This is a genomic window from Microbulbifer sp. MKSA007, from assembly GCA_032615215.1.
In the GTDB taxonomy this organism is placed as follows: Bacteria; Pseudomonadota; Gammaproteobacteria; order Pseudomonadales; family Cellvibrionaceae; genus Microbulbifer.
Genome location: CP128431.1, coordinates 392,859 through 419,617 on the forward strand (window position 1 = coordinate 392,859; position 26,759 = coordinate 419,617).

Genomic DNA, 26,759 nt, shown 5'->3' on the forward strand with positions numbered 1-26,759 from the left:
ACGCATTGGTGCCATTTTCGTTGCATAGAGCTTTGACCCAAATTAATCGTCACAGACCAATCTCTCATTCATCTTCTTAGGCGTATGCTCTGGGCGTGACCTGAGTTATGTGCAACAGCTCATGTGAGAGACTGACGGAAACTGATTTTAAAAGCGGATTCTTGATGCATTTAAGGATATTGGCAGGTTTGGCGGGAGTTCTGGCGCTCAGCGGCTGTGAGGAGGCAAAGCCCTTGCAGCGTGAAACGCCGCAGGACGAAATCATTACAGCGCTGGATAAGCACGCCAAGGATATCCAGCGCGGCAACCCGGAAACCAGCCTGAGCGTGGCCGTTATCCGTGACGGCCAGGTCGAGTTCATCCGCCTCTATGACAAATCCAACCGCGGTAAGACAGTTGTTGGCGCGCAGGAACCCATCTTTGAGGTGGCATCCCTCGGTAAACCCGTCTTCGCTTATCTGACGCTGAAGCTGGTGGATCTGGACATTCTATCGCTGGAACGCCCGCTTTATCAGTACGCACCAGACCTGTTTAAGAGCGCTGATCCGCGCCTCAAACGCATCACGGCCCGCATGCTGCTTTCCCACACCTCCGGCCTGACCAATTTTGACGAGAAAGACCCGCTGAAACTGCGGTTTGATCCGGGCACGGAGTTTACTTATTCCGGTTCAGGCTATGCCTTGTTGCAGCAGGTTCTGGAACGGCGGACAGGGCTGAACCTTGAAACACTGGCCCGCATCCATGTGTTTGAGCCTCTTGGCATGGCCTCCACCAGCTTCCTCTGGCAGCATGCCTATAACTACCGCATCCGCTATGGCTACGACAAAGACGGAGACCGGATTACCGGCAAACGCAAACCAACAACCGGCAATGCAGCCTGGAGCCTGCACACCACGGCGGGGGATTACGCTCGTTTTCTGGCAGCGATGATGGATGAAGGCGTGGAGCCGGAAGTGAAGGAGTGGATGCTGAGCAAACACAAGACCATCACGGGCAAGATCAGCTGGTCCATGGGCTGGGGCATTCAGGCGACCAAGCCCAACAGCTCCATCTGGCATTGGGGCAGCAATCCGGGCTATCGCTCTTACACGGTGGGTTATCCGGAGGAGGATCTGGGCATCGTTGTTCTTTCCAACAACGAGAAGCTGTTTGAAGGGATTGAACCGCTCATCCTGCACACAATAGGAGGGACGCTGCCCTCCTATCACTGGTTCTGATCAGGCAATTTCCCGCGCTTTGGCAAGGAACGGAGACAGCCGCTCCAACGCCTCATTGAGCTGCTCATCCGTTTGCGCAAAGCACAGGCGGAACCAACCCGGTTCTCCCACGAGGAACGCATCCCCCGGTGCGAGACCAACTTTGGCTTCTTCAATGAGCATGCGGGCATAGGCGACGGAGTCTGTGACGCCATCCACCTTGAAGTAGGCGTAAAACGCGCTTTCCGGCACCGGACAGGTCACACCTACATGGGCAAGCAAGCCATTGCACACCAGATCCCGCGCGTGCTGATAGTTCTTCGCCATTTGCGCAACGAACTCCTCGCCCTGTTCCAGCGCCACCACGGCAGCCCGCTGAGAGAATGGCGGGGCGCTGGCGATGGAGAACTCGGCGATCTTCTCAACGACCGGTGTTAGGCTTGGCGGCAACGTGAGCCAGCCCAGACGCCAGCCGGTCATGGCCCATGTTTTGGAGAAGGAGTTCACCACGATCAGGCGATCTTCCGGCTCAGACACTTCAAGGAACGACGGCGCTGCCTTGCCGGAATAGACCGTGCGGGCATAGACCTCATCTGAGATCAGCCAGGTTCCACGCTCGCGCAGCACCTCCATGATCCGCTCGATTTCATCCTTTGTCAGCATGAAGCCGGTTGGGTTGGACGGGGAATTGAGCAGCACTACCTTGGCGCTCTTCGCCGTTTCTAAAAACGCCTCCACATCCAGCGACCACTTGCCGTCTTTCACTTCCAGCGCATGGGTGATCGTGTGGGCGCCCTGCAGCTTGGGAATGGAGAGCAGGTTCGGGAAGGCTGGTGTCAGCGTGACAACCGTATCGCCTTCTTCCAACACACTCTGGAAGGCCAGATTGAGCGCATTGCCACCGGAGACGGTCACTGCAATGCGATCCACACCGATGGACTTGCCATAAAGCGTGCTCATGTAGCCTGAGATCGCCTCGCGCAGATAAGGCCGTCCCAACCCTTCCGCATAAAACGTCTCACCCGCGGCCAGAGACCGGGCTGCTTCGTCACAAATGAATTTTGGCGTGGGAATGTTCGGCTCCCCAAACCACAATGGGATCAGGCCCTCAACGCTCATAGCCGCATTGGCCAGCTCTCGCGTGATGGATGGAGGAACCTGAATTGCACGGCTTTCCAGCCCCTGTTTTGCTTCAATAGTCAATATGTCGCCCGTCCGCCCGAAAGGTCAAACACTGCACCGCTGTTGAATGTGCAGGCGGAGGAACTGAGCCACATAACAAGCTCGGCTGCTTCCTCCACCAGCCCCAATCTCTTCATCGGTGATTTATCAATCATGATCTGCACAAACTCAGGCGTCATCTGATCCAGAATGTCTGTTTTTATGGCCGCCGGAGCGATGCAATTTACTCGTATATCAGTTTCTGCCAGTTCTTTTGCTAGAGATTTCGTCAACCCGATCACGCCAGCCTTAGACGCACTGTAAGCCGAGGCATTCGGAGTTCCCTCCTTGCCCGCCAGAGAGGCCATGTTGATGATCCGCCCAAAACCCCGGTCTTTCATATGCGGCACAATCTGATGGCAGAGATGGAAGGTGCCACACAGGTTGACCTCCACAACACGCGCCCACTCTTGCGGGTCATAGTCTGCCAGCGGAACAGTGGAGCCCGCAAATCCTGCATTGTGGGAGAGAAAGTCAATCTGCCCGCATTGCTCCAGCGTCCTGGCAAACGCAGCTTCAACCTGTTCCTGCTGGCTGATATCGACGCGGCAGAAAACATGAGGGAAGGGCAGATTCTCCGGTGCTTTCATGTCCCAGATAGCCACCTGAGCCCCCGCCTTGTGATAGTGCTGGGCGATCTCTGCGCCAATGCCTTTGGAGCCGCCAGTCACCACGGCAACCTTGCCGGAAAAATCATAGGAAATATCGGTCATGGCAGCACTCAGCGGATGAAGTTCTTCACGTAGTCCGCCCCAAGGCCGACATCTTCAAAGTGCTTGCGGCACATATCGATTTTGGTGAAGACATCCTCATAGCCAAGATGATTGCCATGCGGGTCCACGTAGTACATGACGCCGTTCACCTGAAAGTAGGTGATCATCTCATCAACATCATCAGGCACCACAAGCGTATGGGTTTCACCCGGTGGTTCGAAGACATACCCGCCTTCACGTGCTTCCCAGTCATGCTCCAGATAATGCCAGCGGCCTTTCAGCACAAAGCCGTGCACCGCGTTGGCATGGCGATGGCGGGAGAGCACGCCGGACTTGGTGACTTTCAGCAGGTTTATCCAATAACCCTGCGAAACATTGAGGCAGAGCGGGCGGAAGTAGACGTTTTCTGTCTGCTTGACCCACATGCGGTCATCGTCCTGAGACAAGGCATCAGGCACCACAATTTCAGGCAGTGCATCTGGTGGCATAGGGTGTTGATAGGGGATGCGTGGGTTTTCGTCTTTTTCGACCAGCGGCATTGACAGAGTCCTTATCTGTCCATATTATGGACATTCATTCACTATATGAACAACGATATACGTATAATTCTCTATGTCAACGCCGCAGCCATGCAGCGCTGGAAAGGACACCTATGAAAGCGCCGGTGCAGGGCACGCAGAGCTTCTCGCGAACCATCCATCTGCTTGATTTGATCTCCCAGGCCAAAGCACCACCATCCCTGCCTGAGCTGAAAGAAATCAGTGGCTTAACACGGCCAACGCTGTATCGACTGCTGGCTTCACTGGAAGCAGAGGGGTTGATTGAGCAGCGCAGCGACCAACGTTATCAACTGGGTGTGAGGCTGGTTTCGCTTGCCCGTAAGGCACTGGCAGAAAACGATATTCGAAGCCTTGCAAAGGATGCGTTGCTTCACCTGCGGAATCAAACCGGTGAAACCGTACATCTGGCCGTGCCCAGTCGGGATGAGCTGATTTACATCGATAAGATCGAGTGTGAGGAAACGGTGCGCATGGCCTCCACTATTGGCACCCGTGTGCCCATGCATTCCAGCGGCGTCGGCAAAGCTTATCTGGGAGCGATGAAACCAGAGGAAGCCGAGGCCTTCATTCAGCAGCTGGATATGGCCAAGATCACAAGCTTCACCAACACAGACCGCACTGTGCTTTCCGCTGTGATCCATAAAGTGCGGGAAGCTGGTTACGTGTTTGATGATCAGGAGAATGAGGAAGGCATCGTCTGTTACGGGGCTGCCATTTTGGATGAAACGGGTAAACCGGCAGCAGCGATCAGCGTTTCCATTCCGCTTTACCGGCACACCAAGCCGGAGGAGCACTACGTCAAACCGCTTTTAGCCTGCATCGCCAATATTTCTCAGCGGCTTGGCTATCGACCTTCCTAAAGCATCAGAGAAAACGAAAGAGCCCGTGTAGTGCTCGCACAGGGCGGCGGCGAGGCACTACACGGGTCTTCAACGCCCGGAATTAGGGATCCGGGCTCTCGGGAGGAGGGTGCTGAAGCAACAAGAGCGGCGGTTGCTTCAACCTCTCACCATCACACTGGGATCTATGGCATTAGAGGCATATCTGTGCGAACACCCATCATTCGCAGATACACTCGGATCAATCCCAGGTGAATCAGGTCTCTCTCATCGCATGCGCAATCTGGTCCATCATTGGTTTGACCAGATAAGACAGAACGGACCGGTCTTCTGTCTTGATGAACGCCTCAACCGGCATGCCCGGAATGAGAGATTTACCGTCCAAACGCTCCAGCTCATTCTCCGGAATAGCCAGCTCCGCCAGGTAGTAGGTACTGCCTGTTCTGGGGTCTTCAACCAGATCAGGCGAAATGGTTTTCAGCCGTGCTTTCAGCTCTGGTGTGGTGCGCTTGTCAAAAGCAGGCAGACGGATGGTTGCTTCTTGATCCGGGCCGATCTGGTCCACATCAACCGGCTGAACCTTGGCTTCCACGATCAGCTGATCTTCTTCCGGCACGATTTTCATCACCACTTCGCCGCCCATGACGACACCGCCGATGGTGTGAACGGCCAGATCGAACACCTTGCCATTCTGCGGTGCGCGGATTTCTGTGCGCCGGAGTTCGTCCTGCGCTGCAATACGCCGTTCTTCCAGCTCGGAAATCTGAGCCCGTGTCTGCTGCAGTTGCTCCAGATTGTTGGAGCGCAGTTCCTCATCAGCCTGCAGGATCATGACCCGCCGCTCACTGATGGCTTCCTCTGAACGGGCAATCTGAGCAATGATGCCACCGAGCTCACCTTCCAGAGAGCTGCGCTCGCGCTGGAAGGCCATCACACGGGACTCGGTCACCAGTTTCTTCTTGCGCAGGGATTCAAGTCCGCCCAGCTCTGCATTGACCAGATCCACTTCAGTCTGCTTGGCATCCCGCTGGCGGATCAAACCGCCGATCTGCTTTTCAAACTGGACGATCTGGGTTTGCAGCTGTTCTCTCTTGCTCAGATGATTTTTCTGCCGCGCTTCCATCATGTTGCGCTGGGTTTCTTCAATCATCATCAGATGCGCACGATGCAGTGGGCTCTGCGCACGCTTTTTGAAGCTGATTTCATCCCGTCCCTGAATCTCAGCGGTAAGCCGCGCTTCCTGCGCATAGAGCTCATCAAGCTGGTTGGTCAGAACCGCAAGGTTGGAACGGGTGAGGGTATCATCCAGCCGCAGAACCAGATCGCCAGCCTTCACAAAGTCACCGTTCTTGACGAGGATCTGGTTGATGATGCCGCCGTCACGGTGCTGCACGGTCTTGGTGCTGGTCTCCACCACGATGGTGGCAGGGGCAACAACAGCGCCGGAGATCTCAGTCACGGCGGACCATGTGCCTCCGCCCAAAATCAGCAGGGCCGCGAGGTAACCACCAACCCGCAAGTGGCGGGAGATGCTGGCGCCGAGATCGTAGGATTTATCTGTGTTTCTAGCCATTTAACACGACCTCCTGCGGCTTGCGAAGCGGAGCGATCACCTGCTTCATGATCTTGTCTTTTGCACCCAGAGCGTCTGCTTCACCTTCATTCATGACGAGGATCTGGTCTACGGCAGAGGTTGCCGCCGGACGGTGCGCCACCACGATGACGATGGAACCACGCTCACGCATGTCGTGGATCGCATTTGTCAGCGCTGCTTCGCCTTCCGCATCCAGGTTGGAGTTTGGTTCATCCAGCACGATCAGGAACGGATTGCCATAAAGCGCACGAGCCAGTGCAATCCGCTGACGCTGACCACCAGACAGGCCATTGCCCGTTGCGCCGATGACGGTGTTGTAGCCTTCTGGCAGGCTCACGATCAGGTCGTGAACGTTCGCCATGCGCGCAGCTTCAATCAGTTTGTCGCTGTCCTGATCCGGCTTGAACCGCTGGATGTTCTCCGCAATAGTGCCGTCAAAGAGCTGAATGTCCTGCGGCAGATAACCGATAAAATCACCCCGATCCATCGCACTCCACTGGTCCAGTTCAGCGCCATCAAAACGGATAGAGCCTTTCAACGGATTGGTGATGCCGACCATGGCTCTGGTCAGCGTGGATTTGCCGGACCCGGAATGACCGATGATGCCCAGACCATCGCCTGCTTTCAGCTCCAGAGAGACATTTTTGACAAACGCTTCCTTGGCAGCGATTGGACCACAGAACAGCCCTTCAATCGAAACGGATTCTTGCGGGAACGGAATGGAGACCCGCTGTTTTGGTCTCACCTGAGACACGAAGATTTCCTGAAGCCGGGCGATGCCAACTCTGGCGGCGACAAACCCGCGCCAGTTGACGATGGCCATCTCAACCGGAGCCAGCGCACGGGCGGTCATGATGGACGATGCGATCATAACACCGGCGGAGACTTCCTGCTGGATCACCAACCACGCGCCCAGACCAAGGATGCCGGACTGCAGCATGAACCGCAGGGTCTTGATCATGGTGGTGAAGATGTTGGAACGATCAGACGCTGCCCGCTGCCGGCCAAGGAAGACATCATTGTTGTCCTCCCACCGGTCGCGCAGGTGGTCAATCATGCCCATGGCCTCAATGCTTTCCGCATTGCGCCGACAGGCTTCAATCAGTGTGGTCCGCTTGTTCGCTTCAACCGCTGTGTTTGCAGCCGGACGACGAGATGACAACTCGTTCAGCGCAATAAGAACACAGATGAGCAGCGCACCAATCAGCGCGGTGGTGCCCAGAAGCGGGTGGAACAGGAACACGATGCCCAGATAAAGTGGCATCCAGGGCATATCGAAGATAGCAGATGGACCGGAGCCGGACAGGAACTGACGAATGGAGTCCAGATCGCTGACAGGTCTGGATCGTTCGCCTTCAGCCCCCAAAACCAGCGGAACGCGGGTGGACGCCTCAAAGGCAAGGCCGGTCAGTTGCTCATCGACATGCTGGCCAACACGCAGCAGCAGCCGGTTCCGCAGACCATCGAGAATTCCGTAGAAGATATAGAGCACTGCCACAAACAGGCTGAGAACAACAAGGGTTGGCACGGAGCTGCTGGACAAGACGCGATCATACACCTGCAGCATGAACAAAGGGCCCGTCAACATAAGCAGGTTGATCAACATGCTGATGCCACCGATACCCCAGAATGCCCGGTAGAGTTTCCGGAATGCCTCTGAAATGTAGGATGTATGTTCTTGTGATTGCTTACCCAAAATAGCCTCCAGCCCGCTGTTTCCTTGCTGGGTTGGTTCGGGCGCCACACCCAAGCTCGTGGCGCCCGAACACTACTGATTACATCAGCATGTCATCAGAACCGTAGTCTGTTGCACCTTCCAGAACAGGAGCGTCTGCAGCAGCAACTTCTACAGGTTCAGATGCAGGGTTAAGGGCATCATAGATGTCCTTCGCACCTTCAGCGATATTGGTGATGACGTTGACTACAGCAGTAACAGGGTTGGATGTGGCAACCCCCACGGCTATGTCCACAACAACGTCAACAACAGTGTCAACCACAGCTTCAAAAACGCCAGCGATCTTCTTGCCGAGCTCAGGCTCGCCAAGAGCTGTAGATACGCCTTCAATAACCGCGCTTACGGCTTTGGTTACTACGTTTGCGATTGCTTTAAATGGATTCCACCAGCCCATGTCTTTATCCCTTTCAGACAATAGTTAGATGCGTTTCACCGGTCCCGAAGCAGGCTCCGAGAGTCAGTGAGGTTGAATTGTTGGTGTGATACCGCTGGCAGGAGGTCCTTCAGATGGCTACACTTGTGGTGATAGCTACAAAGGGTCCCAACCCAAGTCGGTTCTCTATGTCAGGAAAGTCCCTGGGCGCACCCGAACACTGCTAATGCCGCATTCAGAATGCAAGTCTACACTACGAATATACGTCATAGCCTAGCCTCCCAGCTTCGCTAAATGCTCATAACGAGCATGCCTCATAGCGACAAACGTTTTGAGTAACGTTTAGTGTCACCCAACGAACTTCAGTTACCTGAAGCATTGATCAAATCCCTATGCATAAATTGCAGATTTCTCATCATACCACTTTGAGTACACAATACAGATACGATGCAATCTGCCAGTTACACGCCCCCATTTTGGGAGGTGACCTGATCTGAGTTCAATATTTCGCCCCAATTGAGGCGGAAATGTGGCAGGGCTTTTTATACTTTTAGATCTAGAATAAATGTTATCCAAATGTTTAGTGCAATTACAACTCTAGGTATTACTTAAATATCAAAATTTTTATACTTAGGGTATATTTGTTTTATCTTACATAAAAATTTATCGATAAAAAAGACATTACGTTTGAGTAAGTTACCATAACACTTGTGATGCATGTCACACTCATATGTCTGTCAATACAAAAAATATGAGACTGGCACTCATTTTATGGTGAAAATATATCACAAAGGTGCCGTTAAGGTCATATATTTACCTTAAAAGTGACCGCACAACGGCAAATCAGGGCGATCAAACTCGATAATAGTGTCAGGCGAGAAGCACAAATCCGTAAATCTAGAAATGAGAAAACCTGCATTTGTGCGCACTTAATGGTTTAACCAAATTTGACGATTGAACCTCTGATTGCTTACCCTAAGTAAATACCCCGACCTACTTTCGTAGATCGGGGCATCATTCAATCAGCACTTAGGGAAGGGGCGTCAGCTAGCCCCCAGGCCTGCTTCGGATGTTCTCAGGCAGCCATGTGGCAACCTCTGGGAACGCGATGAGCACGAAGACCATCAGAACCATGATCAGGAACATCGGGAACGCAGCACGCGCGATGAAGCCCATCTGGTAATTGGTCATGCCCTGCAGCACGAACAGGTTGAAGCCGATAGGCGGCGTGATCTGCGCCATCTCAACCACCACCACAATGAAGATACCGAACCAGATCAGGTCAATACCTGCCTGACGGATCATTGGCTCCACCACAGCCATGGTCAGCACCACAGAAGAGATGCCATCAAGGAACATGCCGAGGATGATATAGAACACCAGCAGCACCATGAGCAGCTCAAAGCGGGACAGCTCCAGCGTTGCGATCATGTCCGCCAGCCCACGCGGCAGCCCGGTAAAGCCCATGGAAAGGGAAAGGAACGCCGCACCGGCAAGGATCAGCGCGATCATGGCGGAGGTGTAGGTTGCGCCCATCAGACTTTCCGTAAAGCTCTTCCAGTTCAGTGAGCCCTGGGAAGCCGCCAGAATGAGACTGCCGATCACACCAAAGGCCGCTGCCTCTGTCGCCGTGGCAAAGCCCAGGTACATGGAGCCTATCACCACCAGAATGAGCAGGATCACCGGCAGCAGGAAGCGGGTGTTTGCCAGCTTCTCAGAAAAGCTCATGCGTGGCTCTTCGGTCGGGTTCCACTTAGAGGACACACGAGAGGTGATCGCCACATACGCCATGAACATGCCTGCCAGCACGATACCCGGCACAATGCCTGCAAAGAACAGCTTGGAGATACTCTCGTTGATGGTCACACCGTACACGATGAGCGTCAGGGACGGCGGGATCATTAGACCCAGCGTTGCTGCACCTGCGAGCGTGCCGATGATCATCTTTTCCGGATACTCACGCTTGCGCAGTTCCGGAATGGACATCTTACCAACGGTAGTCAGCGTTGCAGCTGAAGACCCGGAGACCGCCGCAAACACGGTACAGCCCACGATGTTGGTGTGCACCAGACCGCCCGGCAGGCGCGCCATCCATGGGGCAAGGCCGCGGAACATGTCTTCCGAGAGACGCGTTCGGTAAAGGATCTCGCCCATCCAGATGAACAGAGGCAGAGCCGTCAGTGTCCATGAGGAGGAGGAGGACCAGATGGTCGTCAACATCACGTCGCCAACAGGGCGGGTGGTGAACAGTTCCATACCGACCCATGCCACCCCCATCAACGCCAGACCGACCCAGACGCCGGTGCCAAGCAGGGTGAACATGACAAACAGGAACAGGATGATGATACTAATATTTTCCATTGCTCTTATTCTCCCGCAACTGCTTCTTCAAGTTCCGGCGCAACACGGTGCTTGCCAGTGAAAATGAGTTGAAGCAGATGATCTGTAAGAGCAATTGCCAGGATCGCAGCGCCGATGAGCATGAAGCTCTGTGGCATCCACAGTGGTGTTCTGTCCTGACCCTGAGAAATGTCGTTAAACTTCCACGACCAGTATACAAACCGCTGAGCGTAGTACACGAAGTACCACATGGTGGCTGTGCCGATGGCAAAGCACCAGATTTCCAGCAGGCGCTGCGCGGTCTTGCCCAGCATCTGGTGTAGAATGGAAACTCGAATGTGAATGCCCTTGTTCAAGGCATTTGCGAACGCCATAAAGCTGGCCGCAGCCATTGCATAGCCAGCATATTCTGCAGCACCGGGAAAGACTTCTCCGGTCCAGCGAGCCAGCATTTGCATAACGATGAGCCCAAGAATGGCGATCAGACAGAGCGCTGAGAGAACTCCAGCCGTCTTGTAGATCCCATCAAGGCCCAAGCGCAGTGCGCGTGTAAGCTTCATTGTTCTCCCCCTCCAGAAAAAGAAAAGCCGGAGCCGCGCACGGCGGCTCCGGCCAAAGAACGAATTACTTCATTGCTTTGAATGCATCGACAACAGCTTTGCCATCGTCGCCAGCTGCTTCCAGCCACTCAGCGGTCATGGTTGCGCCGATTTCCTGAAGGTCAGCCTTCATCTGATCGCTACCTTTTTCAACCTTCATGCCGCCTTCACGCAGGCCATCAAGGGTGAAGTTTGTGTAGTCGATAGAACGCTTGAGACCATCAGCTTCTGCAGTTGCTGCACATGCCTGAATGATGCCTTTGTTCTTTTCAGAAACACCTGCCCAGACATCGGAGTTTACGAGCATGTAGTTGCGTGGCAGCCATGCATCCACTTCGTAGAAGTAGTTGAGGCTTTCCCAAACTTTACGGTCGTAACCAGTTGCGCCGGAGGAGACCATGGAGTCAGCAACACCGGTTGCGAACGCCTGAGAAATCTCAGCAGCTTCAATGGAAACTGGCAGCATGCCTGTCAGCTCAGCAAGACGCGCAGTTGCGGTGTTGTAAGAGCGGAACTTGATGCCTTCCATATCAGCAACAGAGTTGACTGCGTTTTTGAAGTACAGGCCCTGTGGTGGCCATGGCACGGAATACAGCAGGGTCAGGTTCTGTTCGCCAAGAACCTTCTCAAGAGCTGGCTTTGCAGCAGTCCAGAGCTTGGCCGCATCATCGAAGGATGTTGCAAGGAATGGAACAGAATCCACGCCGAACAGGGCATTTTCGTTCTGGTGACCGGAAAGCAGACGCTCACCGATTGGCACCTGACCGGTCTGAATTGCACGCTTGATGTCGCCGCCCTTGAACAGGGAGCCGCCCGGGTGAGTGGTTACTTCGATTTCACCGCCAGTACCGGACGTAATACAAGCTGCAAATTCTGCACCTGTTACAGAGTGGAAGTTGGACCCTGAGTACGCCATTGGCAGATCCCACTTCTCAGCAGAAGCGGCTGTTGCCCCCAACGCCATAGCGGAAATACTCAAGGTAACCAGTAGACTAGACTTCTTCATATGTACTCTCCTCCAAGAAAATTAGTGATGCCCTCAGTTAAATCTCTGTGGATCGTAAGGGCTTATATCGTTATTGGGGCGTTTTCCGCTGATCAGATCAGAGACCAGCCGCCCGGTTTTTGGACCGCCCGTCAGGCCGATGTGGTGGTGTCCGAACGCTGCATACACACCGCTCTTGCCCACTTCACCGATGAGGGGGAGACTGTCCGATGGCGCAGGGCGGAAGCCCAGCCATTCCTCTTCGCTTGACGCTTCCAGATGCGGGAAGCTCTCGCGAACCTTTTTCCGTAGCAGGGCCAGAGGTGCTTTGGAGGCACCAGCTTCCAGCCCGCCAAACTCAACAACACCAGCACAGCGCAAACCTTGTGCCATTGGCGTTGCCACGAACTTGCCAGAGGCAACCATGATTGGCTGGTTCGGCTGTTCGCTCGGGTTCTTAAATAGGATGTGGTAACCGCGCTCAGCTTCCAGCGGCACCTTGATACCAAGCTTCTTCATCAAAGGCTTGGACCAGACGCCGGTTGCCAGAACCGCGCGATCACATTCAAAACGTCCTTTGTCGGTCATGACGGCTGAAATTGAACCGCCCGACAACTCAAAGTCCTTCACCTCAGCTTGCACAAACGTGCCGCCCATTTCGGTGAAGACTTTCACCAGATCCTGCACATAAGCGCCTGGGTCCTGAATGAACCCGTGATCGCGCATCAAAGCCAGCAGCTTGATGTTTTTGCTCAGGATTGGTTCCATCTCATGAACTGCGTCACCTTCAATCAGTTCCGGCACAAAGCCGGCATTGCGGCGCAGTTCCCAGGTGTACGCATCTGCTTCAAATGCGGCTCTGTCGTTGTAGGCAAAGCTATAGGTGCTTTCCTGAAGCCACTTTTCAGCACTGGTTCCGTCCACCAATGCATGGTGCTGGTCTACACTGTCGCCCACAATCGGGGTCAGGCCCTGCGCAATACGGCGGGTTTCCTTATCCGTTGCGTGTGACAGATAGCGTGTCAGCCAACCCGCCAGCTTCGGCAGATAACTCCAGCGCAAAAACAGCGGAAAGTTTGGATCCAGCAGCAGCTTTGGGCCTTTGAGAATGAGACCCGGCGCTGTGACAGGCGCCACGGAGCAGCTCGCCAGAACGCAGGCATTGCCGAAGGACGCCCCCATGCCAGGTTCGCCCTTGTCGATGAGGGTCACATCATGACCCTCACGCTTCAACCATAAAGCTGCTGAAACACCTACAATCCCTGCGCCGATGACAACGACATTATTTTTATTCATGCAGCCCCCATCACCGCACTCTTGGAAATCGCATAGTGCTCGACTTTTTCCAGATCCGGCCGCCCTCCCAAGCCTGCCGTTTGCGGAACGATCACATCGCCGCCTCTGGTTTCAAATGGCGTTTCCATAAGGTCTTCTACTAGGAAGTATTTTGCCTGATAAAACTCACAAGCTAAAGTGATTTCTGGCGTTGCAGCAATCATGTGCGTTCCGGCGAGGTGGGCGAGACCAGATTCAAACATGTCGCCGCCATAGGCGCTCATACCTGCAGTTGCAGCCATGCGGGCCACGGTTTGAGCCCGAGTCAAGCCTCCGGTCTTCATTATTTTGACTGAAACGCCATCAGCTATCCCCATCTTAATCGCGGTCAGCATATCCTCTGGCCCAAAGATGCTTTCGTCCGCCAGAAGCGGCACATCGATGGAATTTCGGATAGTTGCCATAAGTTCCCGAAGGTTATGAGCAACCGGCTGTTCGATAAAATCTGGTTGAAAAGTCGCAATGTCACGAACGCACGCTAGGGCAGAATCGTGGTGCAGGCCCTGATTGTAATCCACGCGAATGGAAAACTCAGGATAGTTCATGCGTAGGTGCTCCATACGCATCATATCAAACTCATGTCCCTTGAAGCCGGTTTTGAGTTTGATGATGCGCACGCCATCCTCTTTCAAACGCTCCATCAATGCCAGATCACGATCGAAATCAGGATCAGCAATAGAGCAGGAAAGCGGAATGGTATCACGGCATTTGCCGCCCAGAAGCGCCCAGACTGGCAATCCGGAGATTCGGCCCTGAAGATCTAGCAGGGCAGATTCCAGCGCTGCTTTTGCTTCCGTGCAATGGGCCACCGCTTTTTGAGCATCCTTCATGATCGTGGCGCGCTCACCAATGGTGCGGCCAACAACGAGTGGGCGGATGTAGCGGTCCAGTGCTGCGAAGCTTGCTTCAGCAGAGCCGGTGAACACGGACCAAGGGGATGCTTCCCCCAGCCGTTTTCACCTCCCTCCGCCGTTAAGCGGAGGATGATGATGTCTACGGCATGCTCAACGGAGCCGATGCCATGGTCGCGGCGGGCATTGACGGGCAACTGTACGTGCCAAACATCCATGCCGATGATCTTCTGTTCTGCGTTCATGGCTCTTATCCCATCCAGCGGCGTACAGGTGCATTTGCTTCTTCAAGAGGCTGGGTCACAACATCAATCAGTGTTGGACCGTCATGTTCAATCGCCTCTTTGAGCACGCGTTCCAGATCATCCGGGTTTTCAACGCGCCAGCTCTTCACGCCATAAGCCGCAGCAACGGCAGCCTGATCAGTGCGGTTGAAGTCTACGTTGTAGTAACGTGCATCTGTGTCCGCATACTGGCTCGCTTTGATCCAGCCGTAGTTGGAGTTGGAGAACACGATGTAAGTGATTGGCGCGCGAGAGCGGCAAACCGTTTCCAGCTCACCACAGGTGAAACCGAAGGACCCATCACCCATCATCGCAACCACTTTGCTGCTTGGACGGCCATACCAAGCCCCCAGCGCAGCAGAGAGCGAGTAGCCCAGAGCACCATGCGCACGGTTAGTGATGAAGTGACGACCAGACTGCGGCAGCTGATAATACGCAGAGAAGTAAGGGCAGGAGGTGCCTGGGTCAGAGATGACAGTCGCATCCACCGGCAACACCTTCATCATGGCGTCAATCACACGCTCCGGACGGATTGGCGCTTCACCGCTCTGGGCCAGCTTATTGAAGATCTCGAACTTACGCTTCTTAATGTCCGCCACAGCAGCGGCACCACCAAAGGTGTCTGCGCCCTGATCTTGCTTATCAAGAACCGCGTTGACCTGCTCCAGTGATAGTTTCAGGTCACCAACAACGCCAACTTCAACTTCATAGTTCGCACCAATCACCATCGGGTCATTATCAAAGTGAACCACACGAGTTTTAGCGGATGGGGCTTCCCAGCGGGAGGTGGTGGTGGAACCGGCACGGGCGCCCATGAACACCACGAGATCCGCGTTTGCCATCGCTTCCCATGTCTCATCCGTACCACCGTTGGAGCCAACGACGCCCACACAGTTTGGATGGGTTTCCGCCAGTGAGCCCTGACCGGAGATGGAGGTTGCGACCGGAATATCGAGGCGGGTTGCCAGACGGTCCAGTTCTTCCATTGCGCCTGCAATCACAACGCCGCCGCCACAAACAATCAGAGGCTTCTTTGCAGAAAGGATCGCATCGACAGCCGCTTCTGCAGCACCCGGAGCCGGAGCCTGACGGTAAGCTGGATAAGAAGTGAGCTGCTGATCGGCCCAGATGTCGGAAGGGTCAACGGCATCATACTGAATGTCGTAGGGCAGGCCGAGGTGGGCCGCACCGGAACGACCGGTTGTCATCGCACGGAAGGCTTTACGAACCATACGAGGAATGTGATCTGCACGCTTGATCACGGTGTTCCACTTGGTCAGCGGACGCATCAGCGCTTCCTGATCAACTTCAGTCAGCGGGTACTTGCCGTATGAGGCAACAGAAATGTCCGTTGTAATGCCAAGCACCGCGTAGGAGCTTTCAGAAGCTTCAATCAGACCCGGCAGAATGTAAGTGGCGCCACCACCGGATGGCCCCTCACACACACCCGGACGACCAGTCACTCGTGAATACGCATCCGCCATGTAAGTGGCGCAGCGCTCATCACGGGTCAAAACGTGGGTCATCTTGTGATCAAGCTTATACATCGCGTCATAGAACGGCAGAGTTGTATCGCCGCAAAGACCGAAAATGTGCTGAACGCCCTGAGCCTCCAGCATTTTTACCATGGCTTCGGCACCATTCATCTTATTCGTCACAGTGTCACCTATCAGACCCGTCCCACCCGTTAAGCAGGCAATTTACTAAACCCGAAAGAATGCAGAATCGATTGCACTCAAAATTGTATACAGCACCATATTCAATATTGAGCGCAGGTCAAATGGAATGTACAGTTCGCATATGACGTGGTAAGTGCTGAGCCGATTTTTGGGGCCTGCAGCGGCAGGATTGAGAGCGATTTTGGAATGACAAAAGCTGATAGCAACGTGGACCGCATCTACGAAAAACTACGGAAAATGGCGGCCTATTTTGAGTTTAAGCCGGATGCCCGTATCAACGAGAGCGCGTTATCCACAGAGTTGGGTGCAAGCCGGACACCACTGCGCGAGGCGTTGAATCGACTCGTGGCAGAAGGCTTCCTCACGTTCCAGAGTGGCCGCGGCTTCTTTTGCCGCCCGCTGAGCCCGAAGCTTATTCTTGACCTTTATGAAGCGCGTGTCGCCATCGAGACGGAGATTGTCCGCCTTGTTTGCCGCCGGGCCAGTGATGAGGAGCTTCAGGATCTGATGGAGTTCCTCAAATCCACGGAGCCGGACTACGACAGCTGCGAAGATCCCATGGAGCTTTTGAGCATGGACGAGGCATATCACATGCGCATCGCTGCTCTGTCTCAAAGCAACGAGCTGGTCCGCATTCTGGAAAATCTGAATGACCGCGTGCGCTACATTCGTCTTGTCGACCTGAAATACCTGCGCGGCAAGACCCCTGTTTCCACGCAGGAGGAAGCCCAGCTTTCGGCCCACCGTGTGGTGCTGACCGCCCTGATCAACCGGGACGAAGACAAAGCCGTTTCCACCATGCGCCATCATATCGAACGCCGCCGCGACGAGGCCACCGAAGCCGTGCGCATCGCCTACTCGCAGCTCTACGTTCCAGCCGATTAACGCGTACTCCCGAAGGCGCTTTTTGCTTTCGGGGGGAGGGTACGCGGAAAACCAAGAGCAAAGCAGCCTGAGGATCCCCAATACTCCGGCTGCTTTGATCCCCCAAATTTAAGGAAGAGGTTTTGAATTATGTCCGTTGAGTATGGAGGCAAGACCGTATTTGGTGCCTCGGTCGGCATTCTCATGCTGGAGACCAAGTTCCCGCGTATTTACGGCGATATTGGCAATGCGCAGACATGGCCGTTCCCGGTGCATTATCGCGTGGTGCGCGGCGCGACCCCGAACAAGGTGGTGCGCAACGACCCGCGTGAGCTGGTGAATGAGTTTATTGAAGCAGGCCGCGATCTGGTCCGCATGGGCTGTGACGGCATCACCACCAACTGCGGGTTCCTGGCGCTTATTCAGGATCAGGTGAAGGAAGCCCTTGGCGTACCTGTTGCCACCTCTTCTTTGATGCAGATCCCAAGCGTGCAGCAGCTTCTGCCAAAGAATAAGCGCGTTGGCGTCATCACCATTTCCAAAGAAACGCTGACCAAGGAGCACCTGAAAGCAGCTGGTGCACCTGAAGATACAGTGATCGTTGGTACGGATGGCCTACGCAACTTCACCCGCGAAGTGCTGGATGATTATAACGCCATCAACTTTGAAGATGCCCGCCTTGATCTGCTGGACGCTGCCGCTGAACTGGTGACCAAAAACGAAGGTATCGGCGCGATTGTGCTGGAATGCACCAACATGGTGCCCTACGCCAATGACATCCGCAAACTCACTGGTTTGCCGGTATATTCCATCTACACTTTCGTGAACTGGTTCCAATCCGGTCTGGTTCCGCGTAAGTTCCCGCTGGAACTGGATGACCCGCGTTTGAATTTAGCGACCTACGGAAATTAATCGATGTCCAAGCCTAGTCAGATTGAAGAGATAAACACAAACGGCCTTGTTTTGCTTGGCTGCGGAAAGATGGGCTCGGCCATGCTAAAAGGTTGGCTGGAAGCAGGCGTTCTGCCGTCCAGCACCACCGTGATTGACCCTTATCCATCTGACTGGCTCCGGTCACTGGAAGATCACGGCCTGAACCTGAACAAGACATTGCCAGCAAACCCGGCCGTCTGCATTCTGGCCGTGAAGCCACAGATGATGGGCGATGCAACCCCTCAGGTGATTGCTCTGGGTGGCGGCGGAACAGTGTTCATTTCCGTTGCAGCGGGCACAAACCTGAATACGCTTCTTTCTCTGGTGGGAGAAGGCAGCCCAATCGTGCGCGCCATGCCAAACACACCGGCAGCCATTGGCCGCGGCATCACCGCACTCATTCCAAACAACCATTGCTCAGATAATAATCTGGCCATGGCGCAGGAACTGCTCGCTGCTGTTGGCCAGACTGTGGTGTTAGAAAATGAAGGCCAGATGGATGCTGTGACGGCTGTGTCCGGCTCCGGTCCGGCCTATGTGTTCCATCTGATTGAGTGCCTTGCCAAAGCGGGTGCCGAGCAAGGCCTGCCAGAAGAGCTGGCCATGCAATTGGCAAAAGCCACCGTTGGCGGAGCAGGGCAACTGGCAGAAGATGCCAGCGACAGCCCATCTCAACTGCGCATCAACGTGACATCTCCAAACGGCACAACAGCCGCTGCTTTGGATGTGCTCATGAATGAAGACAACGGCATGCCACCACTTCTTTCCCGCGCTGTTGCAGCAGCCAAGAAGCGCAGTGAGGAACTGGCTTAAGCACCTCTGATTTCGCCGAGTTTTAAAACCCCGCTTTCCATCAGGACGGCGGGGTTTTCTTTTACTCTCCCGCAACTGTCAGAAACAGGCTTGACCAATTTCGATTCTTATATAACCATACGGTTATGCAACAACTAAACCAGACACCCCAGCCCCAAAATCTTGATGCCGTGTTTGCAGCATTGGCCGACCCCACCCGCCGCGCGATCCTGACACGGCTCGCGGGTGGGGAGGCATCGGTCAATGAGCTGGCTGAGCCATTTCGCATGAGCCAGCCCGCAGTCTCAAAGCATCTGAAGGTTCTGGAGCGGGCAGGGCTGGTTGAACGCGCCATAGACAAACAGCGCCGTCCGGCCCGGCTCAAAGCCGCACCCATGCGTGAGGCCGTCAAATGGCTGGAAGAGTTTAGCAAGTTCTGGTCAACCAGCTTCGATCAGCTGGATGATCTTCTGGAGGAATTGAAGAAATCCGAGAGTTGAGGAGGGAATGGGAATGAGCGAACTACCAACCTATGTTTTGGAACGCACCTTTAACGCCCCACGCGAACTGGTCTGGCGCACATGGACTGAGCCAGATCTAGTCTCCCGCTGGTATGGCCCAAACGTGGAGAGCATTCCGCATAAGATGGATGTGGAGCAGGGCGGCCTCTGGCTGCACGAAATGAAGTGGGGTGACAACTCCAACTACCAACGTGCTGAGTACATCGAAGTCTCAAAGCCTGAAAAGCTCGTTTGGCTTCATTCCAATGCTGATGAAAACTGGGAGGTCGCAGGCAATCCCATGATGCCTGACTGGCCACGCATTCTGCTGACCACCGTGACCTTCGAGGAAAACGGCGACCAGACCAACCTCCGCCTTACATGGGTGCCCCATGATGCCACCGAAGCCGAAATCACCTGTTTCGAAGCTGCCATCAGCGGCATGAACAAAGGCTGGAACGCCGGCATGGCCCTCCTGGAAGACCTCCTCGCCGAGCTTCAGGCAAGTTTGACGGCGTAGGGTGGATTGGAGACCTCTCCTCAGCCCCGACCTCTCCCTAAGAGGCGGGGTTTTTCTTTGGGTTGATTGAGGTCTTTTGACGCATAGGTAAGCAGTTTTTACGCAGAAATCTGCCCTATCGGAAACATTATAAGTAATTGTTCTGATTATATTTCTGCATATTACCGAGCGGAATAGATCAAAATTTAATTTGTTATTAGTAAGTCCGCCATACCCCTAAAACTAACAGTGGTATTCTTAGAAAATACCCGCAGCGGAAAATAAGAATATTTATGGGGCACTAATGCACTTTTCCGGTATTAAACTCACCACAAAGATCGCTCTCGCAGTTTCATTTGCCATTGTCCTGACAACTGGCATTCTGGTGTTGGCCGCAGACCTTTTACTCTGGGGTACGCTGAGCGATGAAGTGGACAAACGTCACGATATCAATCTTCGTATTGCGGCGGCGCAGCTCCAGCAGGAGTTCCCATCAGCGACCGTTAAGCTGGATCACAACACGAATGTTTCCAAGATCATCATCAGTGATCCGCTGAAGTTTTCTAATAATGATCTTGTCGATCAGATCGGTCACCTGACCGGTGAGACTGCCACTGTTTTTGTGTGGGATGACTCCAACCAGGATTACTGGCGCAAAACCACCAATATCAAGAACAAAGCAGGCAAGCGCGCTGTTGATACACCTTTGGGCAAAGGCGGTGCTGTTTATCCGATCATCAAGTCTGGAAAAACCTTCCGCGGCGAAGCCAACATTCTCGGTATGGCGTACTACACGCTCTATCAGCCGATTTTTGACAGCAACAACCGTGTTACTGGCATTCTTTATGTGGGCGTTGAAAAATCTCACATTGAAGCACAGGTTGATCACGTCACCTGGAACCTGCTTTACGCCGCTATAGGTCTGGCAATTGTTCTCGTTCTGCTGGCCTACTTCGGCTTCAAGATGATGCTGAAACCAATCCCGGCCATGACGTGTGCCCTGCGTGACCTCTCTGAGAACAAGCTGGACATCAAGATTGGCTACTCCGATCGCAAAGATGAGATCGGCGAGATGGCACAGGCGATTGAAGTGCTCCGCCAGAACAACGTTGAGCGCATTCGCCTGCAGGAACAGAGCGACGAAGAGCACGGCGCACGTGAGCAGCGTCAAAGCCGGATCGAGAACCTGCTCAGCCAGTTTGGCGCTGAGGTGACTGAAGCCCTGCAGAGCGTTGATCAGCGTTCGCAGGAGATGGAACACACTGCAACCCGCTTGACCGGCATTGCCGAAGACTCTGCGCTTCGCTCCAACACCGCCCGTGATGCTTCTGAAGAAGCTTCCGCCAACGTGCAGACCGTTGCAACGGCAGCTGAAGAGCTGAGCGCTTCCATCGAAGAGATCAGCCGTCAGCTGGGTGAAACCAACCGCGTGGTGGGTGCAGCGACAAGCGGCGCAGAAGAGAGCAGCCAGAAGGTTCAGGCTCTGGACAGCGCAGCGCAGAAGATTGGCGAAGTGGTCAACCTCATTCGCGACATTGCTGAACAGACCAACCTGCTGGCCCTGAACGCCACCATCGAGGCAGCTCGCGCCGGTGAGATGGGCAAAGGCTTTGCGGTTGTGGCTTCTGAAGTGAAGGAGCTGGCAACGCAGACCTCCAAAGCCACAGAAGAGATCTCCGCACAGATCTCCGGCATCCAGAACTCTTCCAAGGAGACCGTGGAAGCTATCGTGGGCATCAGTGACACCATGAGCGAAGTGAACAAGCACGCGACCTCCATCGCAAACGCTGTTGAGCAGCAGGGCTCTGCGACCATGGAGATCAGCGAAAACGTTCAGATGGCCGCTCAGGGCACCCGCAGCGCAGCGCACAATGTGAGCGAGGTTTCTGTGAAGGTGACCGAGACACAGGAAGCTGCTTCGCAGGTGCTGGACGCCTCTCAGGCAGTGGCTGACAATGCAGCTCGCCTGCGCAAAACCATCAACTCCTTCATGGAAGACATCCGCGCAGCCTGATCGCGCGCGTATCCATCAAATCTGAATGGCCGCATTTTTCAAGTGTGAATGCGGCCATTTTCTTTTCTGATGAAGGGTTGGTCATCCGGCGTTCACTTGCCCGTTTCTATAACCGACTGTATTGATTGACCTGTTGGGGGCACACATGAAGAAACTCAAATCAAAAATCAAACTGCTCGGGTACTCACTGCTGGCAAGTGCCAGTGCGATGCTGGCGCTGAACACAGTCTCTTACGCGGCAGGGCAAGACCTGATCGTCATTGCAGCACCGTCCATCAGCGACACCTATGATGACCCGGAGTATGCGGAGCTGTTTCAGGGCATCGTGGACTTCGACATTGCCTACGCAAACGCTGTTTATGGAAACGACGAAGTGCGGATCGTCGTGGATGCGCAGACCCGGCCTTACTTTGCGGGCAAGGTGCCGGATGAGATTATCATCAATGACTATCTCCCACACATCTGGGCGCGGGATTACACCGTCATCAATCCAAGTAAACCGGTTCAGTTTCGCTACACACCCGTCACATTTGAAGGCAATCAGGCCGTTGCAGATGAAATGCAGGATGGCTTCAACGCCTTTGCAGAGGCGAGGGGCCTGAAGTTTGGCAAGACAAAATACATGTTGGATGGCGGCAACATCGTCGACAACCACGCAGGCCGCGTGATCACGACCACTCGTTTTCTGGAGGACAACGATCTTTCCTACGAAGACGGCAAGACTGTGTTGAAAGAACTGCTGAATGCGAAGGAAGTCGCGATCCTGCCTCCAGATGAAGAGGTGATGGCCCACAGTGATGGCATGGTGATGTTTGCGGAAGAAAACACCCTCATCCTCAATCGCTATGACGAGCCGATGTACTCTGAGATTTTGGAGGAACTGGAAATCTCATTCCCAGGTATCAAGATCGTAGACGTGGATGCCAACTGGGATGAGACGAACCTTTCCAGCGCATGTGGTGTCAACGTCAACGCAACCATGACCAGCAACTTCATCTACATGCCGCACTTTGGCGACAAAAACAGCGACAAGGTGATGAAGACCATTCAGGCCAACACCAGCAAAAAAGTCATTCCGGTGCCAGCCAATTCCGTCTGCAAACTCGGCGGCTCCGTCCGCTGCCTCACCTTGCAGCTGAAAGGCAAAGCCGCACAGGCATTCTTGCAAAACTGAACGGCAAAACCCCGCCTCATGGGCCAAGGCGGGGTTTCTTCCAGGCAAGCGGCAACTTGCTAAGACAGCTGCCGCACTGCTTGACTCAGAATAGCTGTCCTAGTGCATCCAGAAGACCCAGCGTTGCGGTGAGCACCAGAAACCCACCGAGCCCCGGCACGATCCAGTTGAACACCTTGCTCTCATCGAAAACCTGAAGGGACAGCTGCCCCAGAAATCCGTAGACCATAAAGCAGATGAGTGCGATCAGCCCGATTGGCAGAAACACGGAACTCAATGCTCCGGCATTGGTCGCGATCTCACTGTTCACGAACTGCGGGAACAGCGCCACAAAGAACAGGATTGCCTTGGGATTGAAGAACGCGATTAAAAAACCGGTCTGAAATCCTTCGCTCGCCTTGGAAAGCTGCTTCTCTGCCCCATCCGTTTCCAGCTTAAAGCTGCCGCCGTGGCGGATGAAGATGTATCCGATATAGGCGATATAAAGCGCACCGACCGCTTGCACTGTCAGCAGAACGCGCGGTTCAAGTGACACCACCGAGCGGAAGGCGAAAAACGCAATCAGCGCCTGCCCCAGGGAGGCGGTGACATTCCCCAAAGCAGGAGGAACGACGCCATTCACACCGCCCCGGGCTCCTTCTGTAAAAGCAAGAGCCATGCTGGGGCCGGGAATGATCGAGACAGAAAAAATCGCGATGCAATACAGGATGAGTTGGTCGACACTCATTTAAATTCTTTCAGTAACATTCTGACGGTTATTCGCGGTGTTGTCGGAATTGATCACACCGCTATGAATCGCCTCACCAATTTTGAAACCTTCATGGATGTACTCATCAATGACTTTTTGGCCTTCTTCTTTCTTAAGAAGCCGAACGATGTGGCCCATGAACACCTCCCCTAATATGGAAAGGCGATAGTCCTCATCGCTCTCGATAACCAGAGCTTCATCAATCAGGTCCTGCAATGTGGAGAGCTGGGATGCATCAACATCCCCATCTTCGATCATTGCGTGAAGCCTGTCTTTTTTCAAGCCTTGATAGAACAACGGGAACGTCCATAGGGACATATCCTTCTGGTGATGCAATGCCGACTTTCTCAGGTTGAAGCCGAACTCACCATTGCCAATGGCAGCCTTCCAGTGATTGATATCGACGGTGTTCTCAAATCGCACGCCCGGGGCAGAGCCAATGGCCTGCGCGCCTGCTGCAATTAGGAAGGTATCGTAGTGCGCCGCCCCAATGCATTCATTGCCGGGTAGGTGATCCAGAACTGTTTGGTCAACCGAGGCCCGGTCTACATAGGTGTTGGTCCCCCGGCGCACCCAGCCTGCTTGCTGCAGGGTGCTGTAGGAATGTAGCCGCATCACCGCCTGTTCTTTATGCGTAGGCACATGCGGCACCTTTTCCCCTTTCACATCAGCCACCAGAGAAGGGGCAGCCCCCGGTGTCAGCAGATAGGTGCTGACGGCATTGATAACCGGGTGTTTCAGAGCATAACTGAGATCTGCTTCCACATCGGCCAGTGTTTGCCCCGGTAGGCCCGTGATGAAATCAGCATTCACAATCGGGATTTGCCCGGCAACATACTCGCAGAGTTCCTCCACTTTTCGCATGGAACGCGGCAATCGCACGTTGGCTCTGATCTGCGGATTGATGCTTTGCACGCCGAAGCTGAGTTTGGTCACCTTGTGGGCGATCAGCTCATCCAGAAAGTCCGGTTTGGTTGTTGAAGGGGCACATTCAATGGCGATCTCGGTGTTGTCATCGATCCCGTCCAGCCCGCGCACATGAGACAGAAGCTTGCCAATCTGGCCGCGCACAAGATCTGGGCTGCCACCACCGATGTGGACGGACCGAATACGCTTTTGCCCATAGGCGGGTGTGATCTGCAGGATCTTATCGAGCTGTTTGATCAAAAGCGCGATGTACTCACGCGCATCAGCAAAATCTAACGTGTTGCCACCAGAGAATGCACAAAACGAGCATTTCTGTGCGCAGTACGGAATATGAAGGTACAACTGAAAGGTTGTCTGCTCCGTTACCGGGGCAGAGGCGATTGAATGCACGACCTCCGCTTCACTCAGCTTTTTGCTGTCCGCCACCATCCAGTAATCGATCGTGTTGCGCGCCATGTAGTGGAAACGGGTATTTAAAAGACTTTCATCACCTTTACGAAGATCAACCATTCATCACCCAATACTTAGATCAAAAGTTTCGGGTGAGATCCTATTAACGCAGAGGCATATAAAGCAATTATACGAGATATATTATACAGTGAAATAATCTAATCCCCACAATGACTTAACAGAAGCAGAAGAGAACGCAATTCACCAAATGAAAGCAAAACACAAATAAGCAATATACCTAATATTATTAATAATAGAAAAGCATCTCCGAGCGGACATTTCTAAGCTCATGGCACCTTAGTTACTGGAATGAAACGAAGTGTGACTGCTAAGACTATAAGATCAGAGATCGCGGAATGGGCAATTCAGCGAATGTCGCCAAAACAAGGAGTATCCGACAGCTGAGAAATGCTTTGGTGTTTCTCAAAAGCGAAACTCATCACATCAAAACTGAAGATCTACATTCTCCAAAAATCTTCATTTGACAGAAAATGCGTTGGTCACTGGACCTAAAAACGCGGCGTGGCCTATGGCTACTCAGCACACATCTTTATGGCGATCACCAGTTGCCCGGTGATTGGGTTGCCGTGTTCAAGCCGGATTATCATTTCAGTGCGATCAAGCAGTTCCAGATTGTTTTGCATCAGCAGGCGCTGAATGTAGTCCAGTGAGTGAGCATAGCGGCAGTGCTTGCCCATCAGGTAGGGCTCACCATTGAAGTTTTCCTCCGGCTGGACCTCATTTGAGAAAAGAAAGATGCCATCAGGTGTCATGCTGCCCGCGATGTGCGAGAACATCTCATCCAATTCGCCGTTGTACGGAATAACATCAGTTGAGACGACGAGATCCCAAGGTTCATTGCGGTTTGCCTTTAGGAACCGCGTGATCTCTTCTTCGTGCAAGACATCGTAGAGCTCTTTCTCTCGCGCTTTTTCAAGCATCTCTGCAGAAAGGTCTAAGCCAGTTTTGTGAGTGACTTGTTCTTTCAGAACCTCACAGCAAAGGCCGGTCCCACAGCCAAGATCCAGCATGCGCTTGAAAGGCCCGAGCCCAAGCGTAGCAAATCTTTCGCCCACTTTCTCTGGAATGGCATACTTCAGGTTTTCCAGAAGACGTTGATCGTAGGTTCCGGACATCTGACCAAACAGCGACAGGATGTGGGCTTCGGGCATACTGCTGGGAACATCCCTTTTACCAATGGCTGCCAGATGGAGGGCGGCGCCTATACTGTCTTCTGGGTCATTGCGCAACATCTTCTCAAAAGCTTCTGCGGCTTCATCGTATTTGCCCGAGGCTTCCAGATCCAATGCGTTGTTGAGCTGAAAAAAGTCAGAAATAATATCTACAACGGGATTAAAGTGATTGTTATCGCCAATGTCATTGCCCATAGCTCACGCCCTTATGATTTCAGGTGAGCGCAGTTGGCCATAAAACACTTAAGGAGCCCCCTGCAGTCTGGCTGATCTTCCGAAAACTGTAATCAGTCTGTTGAGAGGTCTTGTCAAAAGGCAAAGAAAAACCCCGCCTCACGAAGAAGCGGGGTTCTCAAGAACA

General features: G+C 53.8%; 24 protein-coding genes. 9 read left to right on the forward strand and 15 right to left on the reverse strand.

Going from position 1 to position 26,759, the window contains the following annotated elements; all coding sequences use genetic code 11:
* Positions 1–164 precede the first annotated feature (164 nt).
* Positions 165–1,217: a serine hydrolase gene (locus QT397_01670; GenBank protein WNZ53741.1), complete on the forward strand. Its 1,053-nt coding sequence runs from the start codon at positions 165–167 to the stop codon at positions 1,215–1,217.
* Here QT397_01670 and QT397_01675 read toward each other — a convergent pair whose 3' ends face one another.
* Genes QT397_01675 through QT397_01685 form a run of 3 tightly spaced genes read right to left on the reverse strand, consistent with a single transcriptional unit; the run spans position 1,218 to position 3,669 of the window.
* Positions 1,218–2,399: a pyridoxal phosphate-dependent aminotransferase gene (locus tag QT397_01675; protein ID WNZ53742.1), complete on the reverse strand. Its 1,182-nt coding sequence runs from the start codon at positions 2,397–2,399 to the stop codon at positions 1,218–1,220. It abuts the gene before it with no gap.
* Positions 2,396–3,130 carry an SDR family NAD(P)-dependent oxidoreductase gene (locus tag QT397_01680; GenBank protein ID WNZ53743.1) on the reverse strand — a complete coding sequence of 245 codons (735 nt, stop codon included), beginning with the start codon at positions 3,128–3,130 and terminating at the stop codon, positions 2,396–2,398. The genes QT397_01675 and QT397_01680 overlap by 4 nt, the downstream gene beginning before the upstream one ends.
* 8 nt (positions 3,131–3,138) lie before the next feature.
* Positions 3,139–3,669, reverse strand: coding sequence for a 2,4'-dihydroxyacetophenone dioxygenase family protein (locus tag QT397_01685; protein ID WNZ53744.1), 531 nt, complete (start codon positions 3,667–3,669; stop codon positions 3,139–3,141).
* 113 nt (positions 3,670–3,782) lie between these two features.
* On the opposite strand from QT397_01685, the gene QT397_01690 reads away from it, so the two are divergent.
* The gene (locus QT397_01690; protein WNZ53745.1) at positions 3,783–4,550 is read left to right on the forward strand and encodes an IclR family transcriptional regulator; all 768 of its coding nucleotides are present in this window, start codon (positions 3,783–3,785) and stop codon (positions 4,548–4,550) included.
* A 235-nt stretch (positions 4,551–4,785) separates the two neighbouring features.
* Here QT397_01690 and QT397_01695 read toward each other — a convergent pair whose 3' ends face one another.
* The 9 genes from QT397_01695 to QT397_01735 all read right to left on the reverse strand — a co-directional run bounded on the left by QT397_01695 (position 4,786) and on the right by QT397_01735 (position 16,283).
* Positions 4,786–6,102 carry an HlyD family type I secretion periplasmic adaptor subunit gene (locus QT397_01695; protein WNZ53746.1) on the reverse strand — a complete coding sequence of 439 codons (1,317 nt, stop codon included), beginning with the start codon at positions 6,100–6,102 and terminating at the stop codon, positions 4,786–4,788.
* Positions 6,095–7,819, reverse strand: coding sequence for a type I secretion system permease/ATPase (locus QT397_01700; protein ID WNZ53747.1), 1,725 nt, complete (start codon positions 7,817–7,819; stop codon positions 6,095–6,097). Before QT397_01700 ends, QT397_01695 begins: the two co-directional genes overlap by 8 nt.
* Before the next feature lie 79 nt (positions 7,820–7,898).
* Positions 7,899–8,273, reverse strand: coding sequence for a hypothetical protein (locus QT397_01705; GenBank protein WNZ53748.1), 375 nt, complete (start codon positions 8,271–8,273; stop codon positions 7,899–7,901).
* A 1,005-nt stretch (positions 8,274–9,278) separates the two neighbouring features.
* A complete protein-coding gene (locus QT397_01710) occupies positions 9,279–10,592 on the reverse strand; it encodes a TRAP transporter large permease subunit (GenBank protein ID WNZ53749.1) in 1,314 nt (437 codons plus the stop codon).
* A 5-nt stretch (positions 10,593–10,597) separates the two neighbouring features.
* Positions 10,598–11,131, reverse strand: coding sequence for a TRAP transporter small permease subunit (locus tag QT397_01715; protein WNZ53750.1), 534 nt, complete (start codon positions 11,129–11,131; stop codon positions 10,598–10,600).
* A gap of 64 nt (positions 11,132–11,195) precedes the next feature.
* A complete protein-coding gene (locus QT397_01720) occupies positions 11,196–12,176 on the reverse strand; it encodes a TRAP transporter substrate-binding protein (protein WNZ53751.1) in 981 nt (326 codons plus the stop codon).
* Positions 12,177–12,209: 33 nt separating this feature from the next.
* Positions 12,210–13,451, reverse strand: coding sequence for an FAD-binding oxidoreductase (locus QT397_01725; protein WNZ53752.1), 1,242 nt, complete (start codon positions 13,449–13,451; stop codon positions 12,210–12,212).
* The gene (locus QT397_01730) at positions 13,448–14,416 is read right to left on the reverse strand and encodes an enolase C-terminal domain-like protein (GenBank protein WNZ53753.1); all 969 of its coding nucleotides are present in this window, start codon (positions 14,414–14,416) and stop codon (positions 13,448–13,450) included. Before QT397_01730 ends, QT397_01725 begins: the two co-directional genes overlap by 4 nt.
* A gap of 175 nt (positions 14,417–14,591) precedes the next feature.
* Positions 14,592–16,283, reverse strand: a complete 1,692-nt coding sequence (locus QT397_01735; protein WNZ53754.1) for a thiamine pyrophosphate-binding protein — start codon at positions 16,281–16,283, stop codon at positions 14,592–14,594.
* A gap of 207 nt (positions 16,284–16,490) precedes the next feature.
* On the opposite strand from QT397_01735, the gene QT397_01740 reads away from it, so the two are divergent.
* The 7 genes from QT397_01740 to QT397_01770 all read left to right on the forward strand — a co-directional run bounded on the left by QT397_01740 (position 16,491) and on the right by QT397_01770 (position 23,080).
* Positions 16,491–17,189 (forward strand): GntR family transcriptional regulator, encoded by a 699-nt coding sequence (locus QT397_01740; protein WNZ53755.1) that lies wholly within the window; start codon positions 16,491–16,493, stop codon positions 17,187–17,189.
* A gap of 129 nt (positions 17,190–17,318) precedes the next feature.
* Positions 17,319–18,080 (forward strand): aspartate/glutamate racemase family protein, encoded by a 762-nt coding sequence (locus tag QT397_01745; protein ID WNZ53756.1) that lies wholly within the window; start codon positions 17,319–17,321, stop codon positions 18,078–18,080.
* 3 nt (positions 18,081–18,083) lie between these two features.
* Positions 18,084–18,914 carry a pyrroline-5-carboxylate reductase gene (gene proC / locus QT397_01750; GenBank protein ID WNZ53757.1) on the forward strand — a complete coding sequence of 277 codons (831 nt, stop codon included), beginning with the start codon at positions 18,084–18,086 and terminating at the stop codon, positions 18,912–18,914.
* A 125-nt stretch (positions 18,915–19,039) separates the two neighbouring features.
* A complete protein-coding gene (locus tag QT397_01755) occupies positions 19,040–19,393 on the forward strand; it encodes a metalloregulator ArsR/SmtB family transcription factor (GenBank protein ID WNZ53758.1) in 354 nt (117 codons plus the stop codon).
* A 13-nt stretch (positions 19,394–19,406) separates the two neighbouring features.
* Positions 19,407–19,913, forward strand: a complete 507-nt coding sequence (locus QT397_01760) for an SRPBCC domain-containing protein (protein WNZ53759.1) — start codon at positions 19,407–19,409, stop codon at positions 19,911–19,913.
* A gap of 283 nt (positions 19,914–20,196) precedes the next feature.
* Complete coding sequence (locus QT397_01765; protein ID WNZ53760.1) at positions 20,197–21,906, forward strand: methyl-accepting chemotaxis protein; 1,710 nt, start codon at positions 20,197–20,199, stop codon at positions 21,904–21,906.
* A 145-nt stretch (positions 21,907–22,051) separates the two neighbouring features.
* Positions 22,052–23,080, forward strand: coding sequence for an agmatine deiminase family protein (locus tag QT397_01770; GenBank protein ID WNZ53761.1), 1,029 nt, complete (start codon positions 22,052–22,054; stop codon positions 23,078–23,080).
* An 85-nt stretch (positions 23,081–23,165) separates the two neighbouring features.
* Here QT397_01770 and QT397_01775 read toward each other — a convergent pair whose 3' ends face one another.
* From QT397_01775 to QT397_01785, 3 genes are all read right to left on the reverse strand, one after another.
* Complete coding sequence (locus QT397_01775) at positions 23,166–23,807, reverse strand: LysE family translocator (GenBank protein ID WNZ53762.1); 642 nt, start codon at positions 23,805–23,807, stop codon at positions 23,166–23,168.
* Complete coding sequence (locus tag QT397_01780; protein ID WNZ53763.1) at positions 23,808–25,265, reverse strand: radical SAM protein; 1,458 nt, start codon at positions 25,263–25,265, stop codon at positions 23,808–23,810. It lies immediately after the preceding gene.
* A 473-nt stretch (positions 25,266–25,738) separates the two neighbouring features.
* Positions 25,739–26,593: a methyltransferase domain-containing protein gene (locus tag QT397_01785; protein ID WNZ53764.1), complete on the reverse strand. Its 855-nt coding sequence runs from the start codon at positions 26,591–26,593 to the stop codon at positions 25,739–25,741.
* Positions 26,594–26,759: the final 166 nt, after the last annotated feature.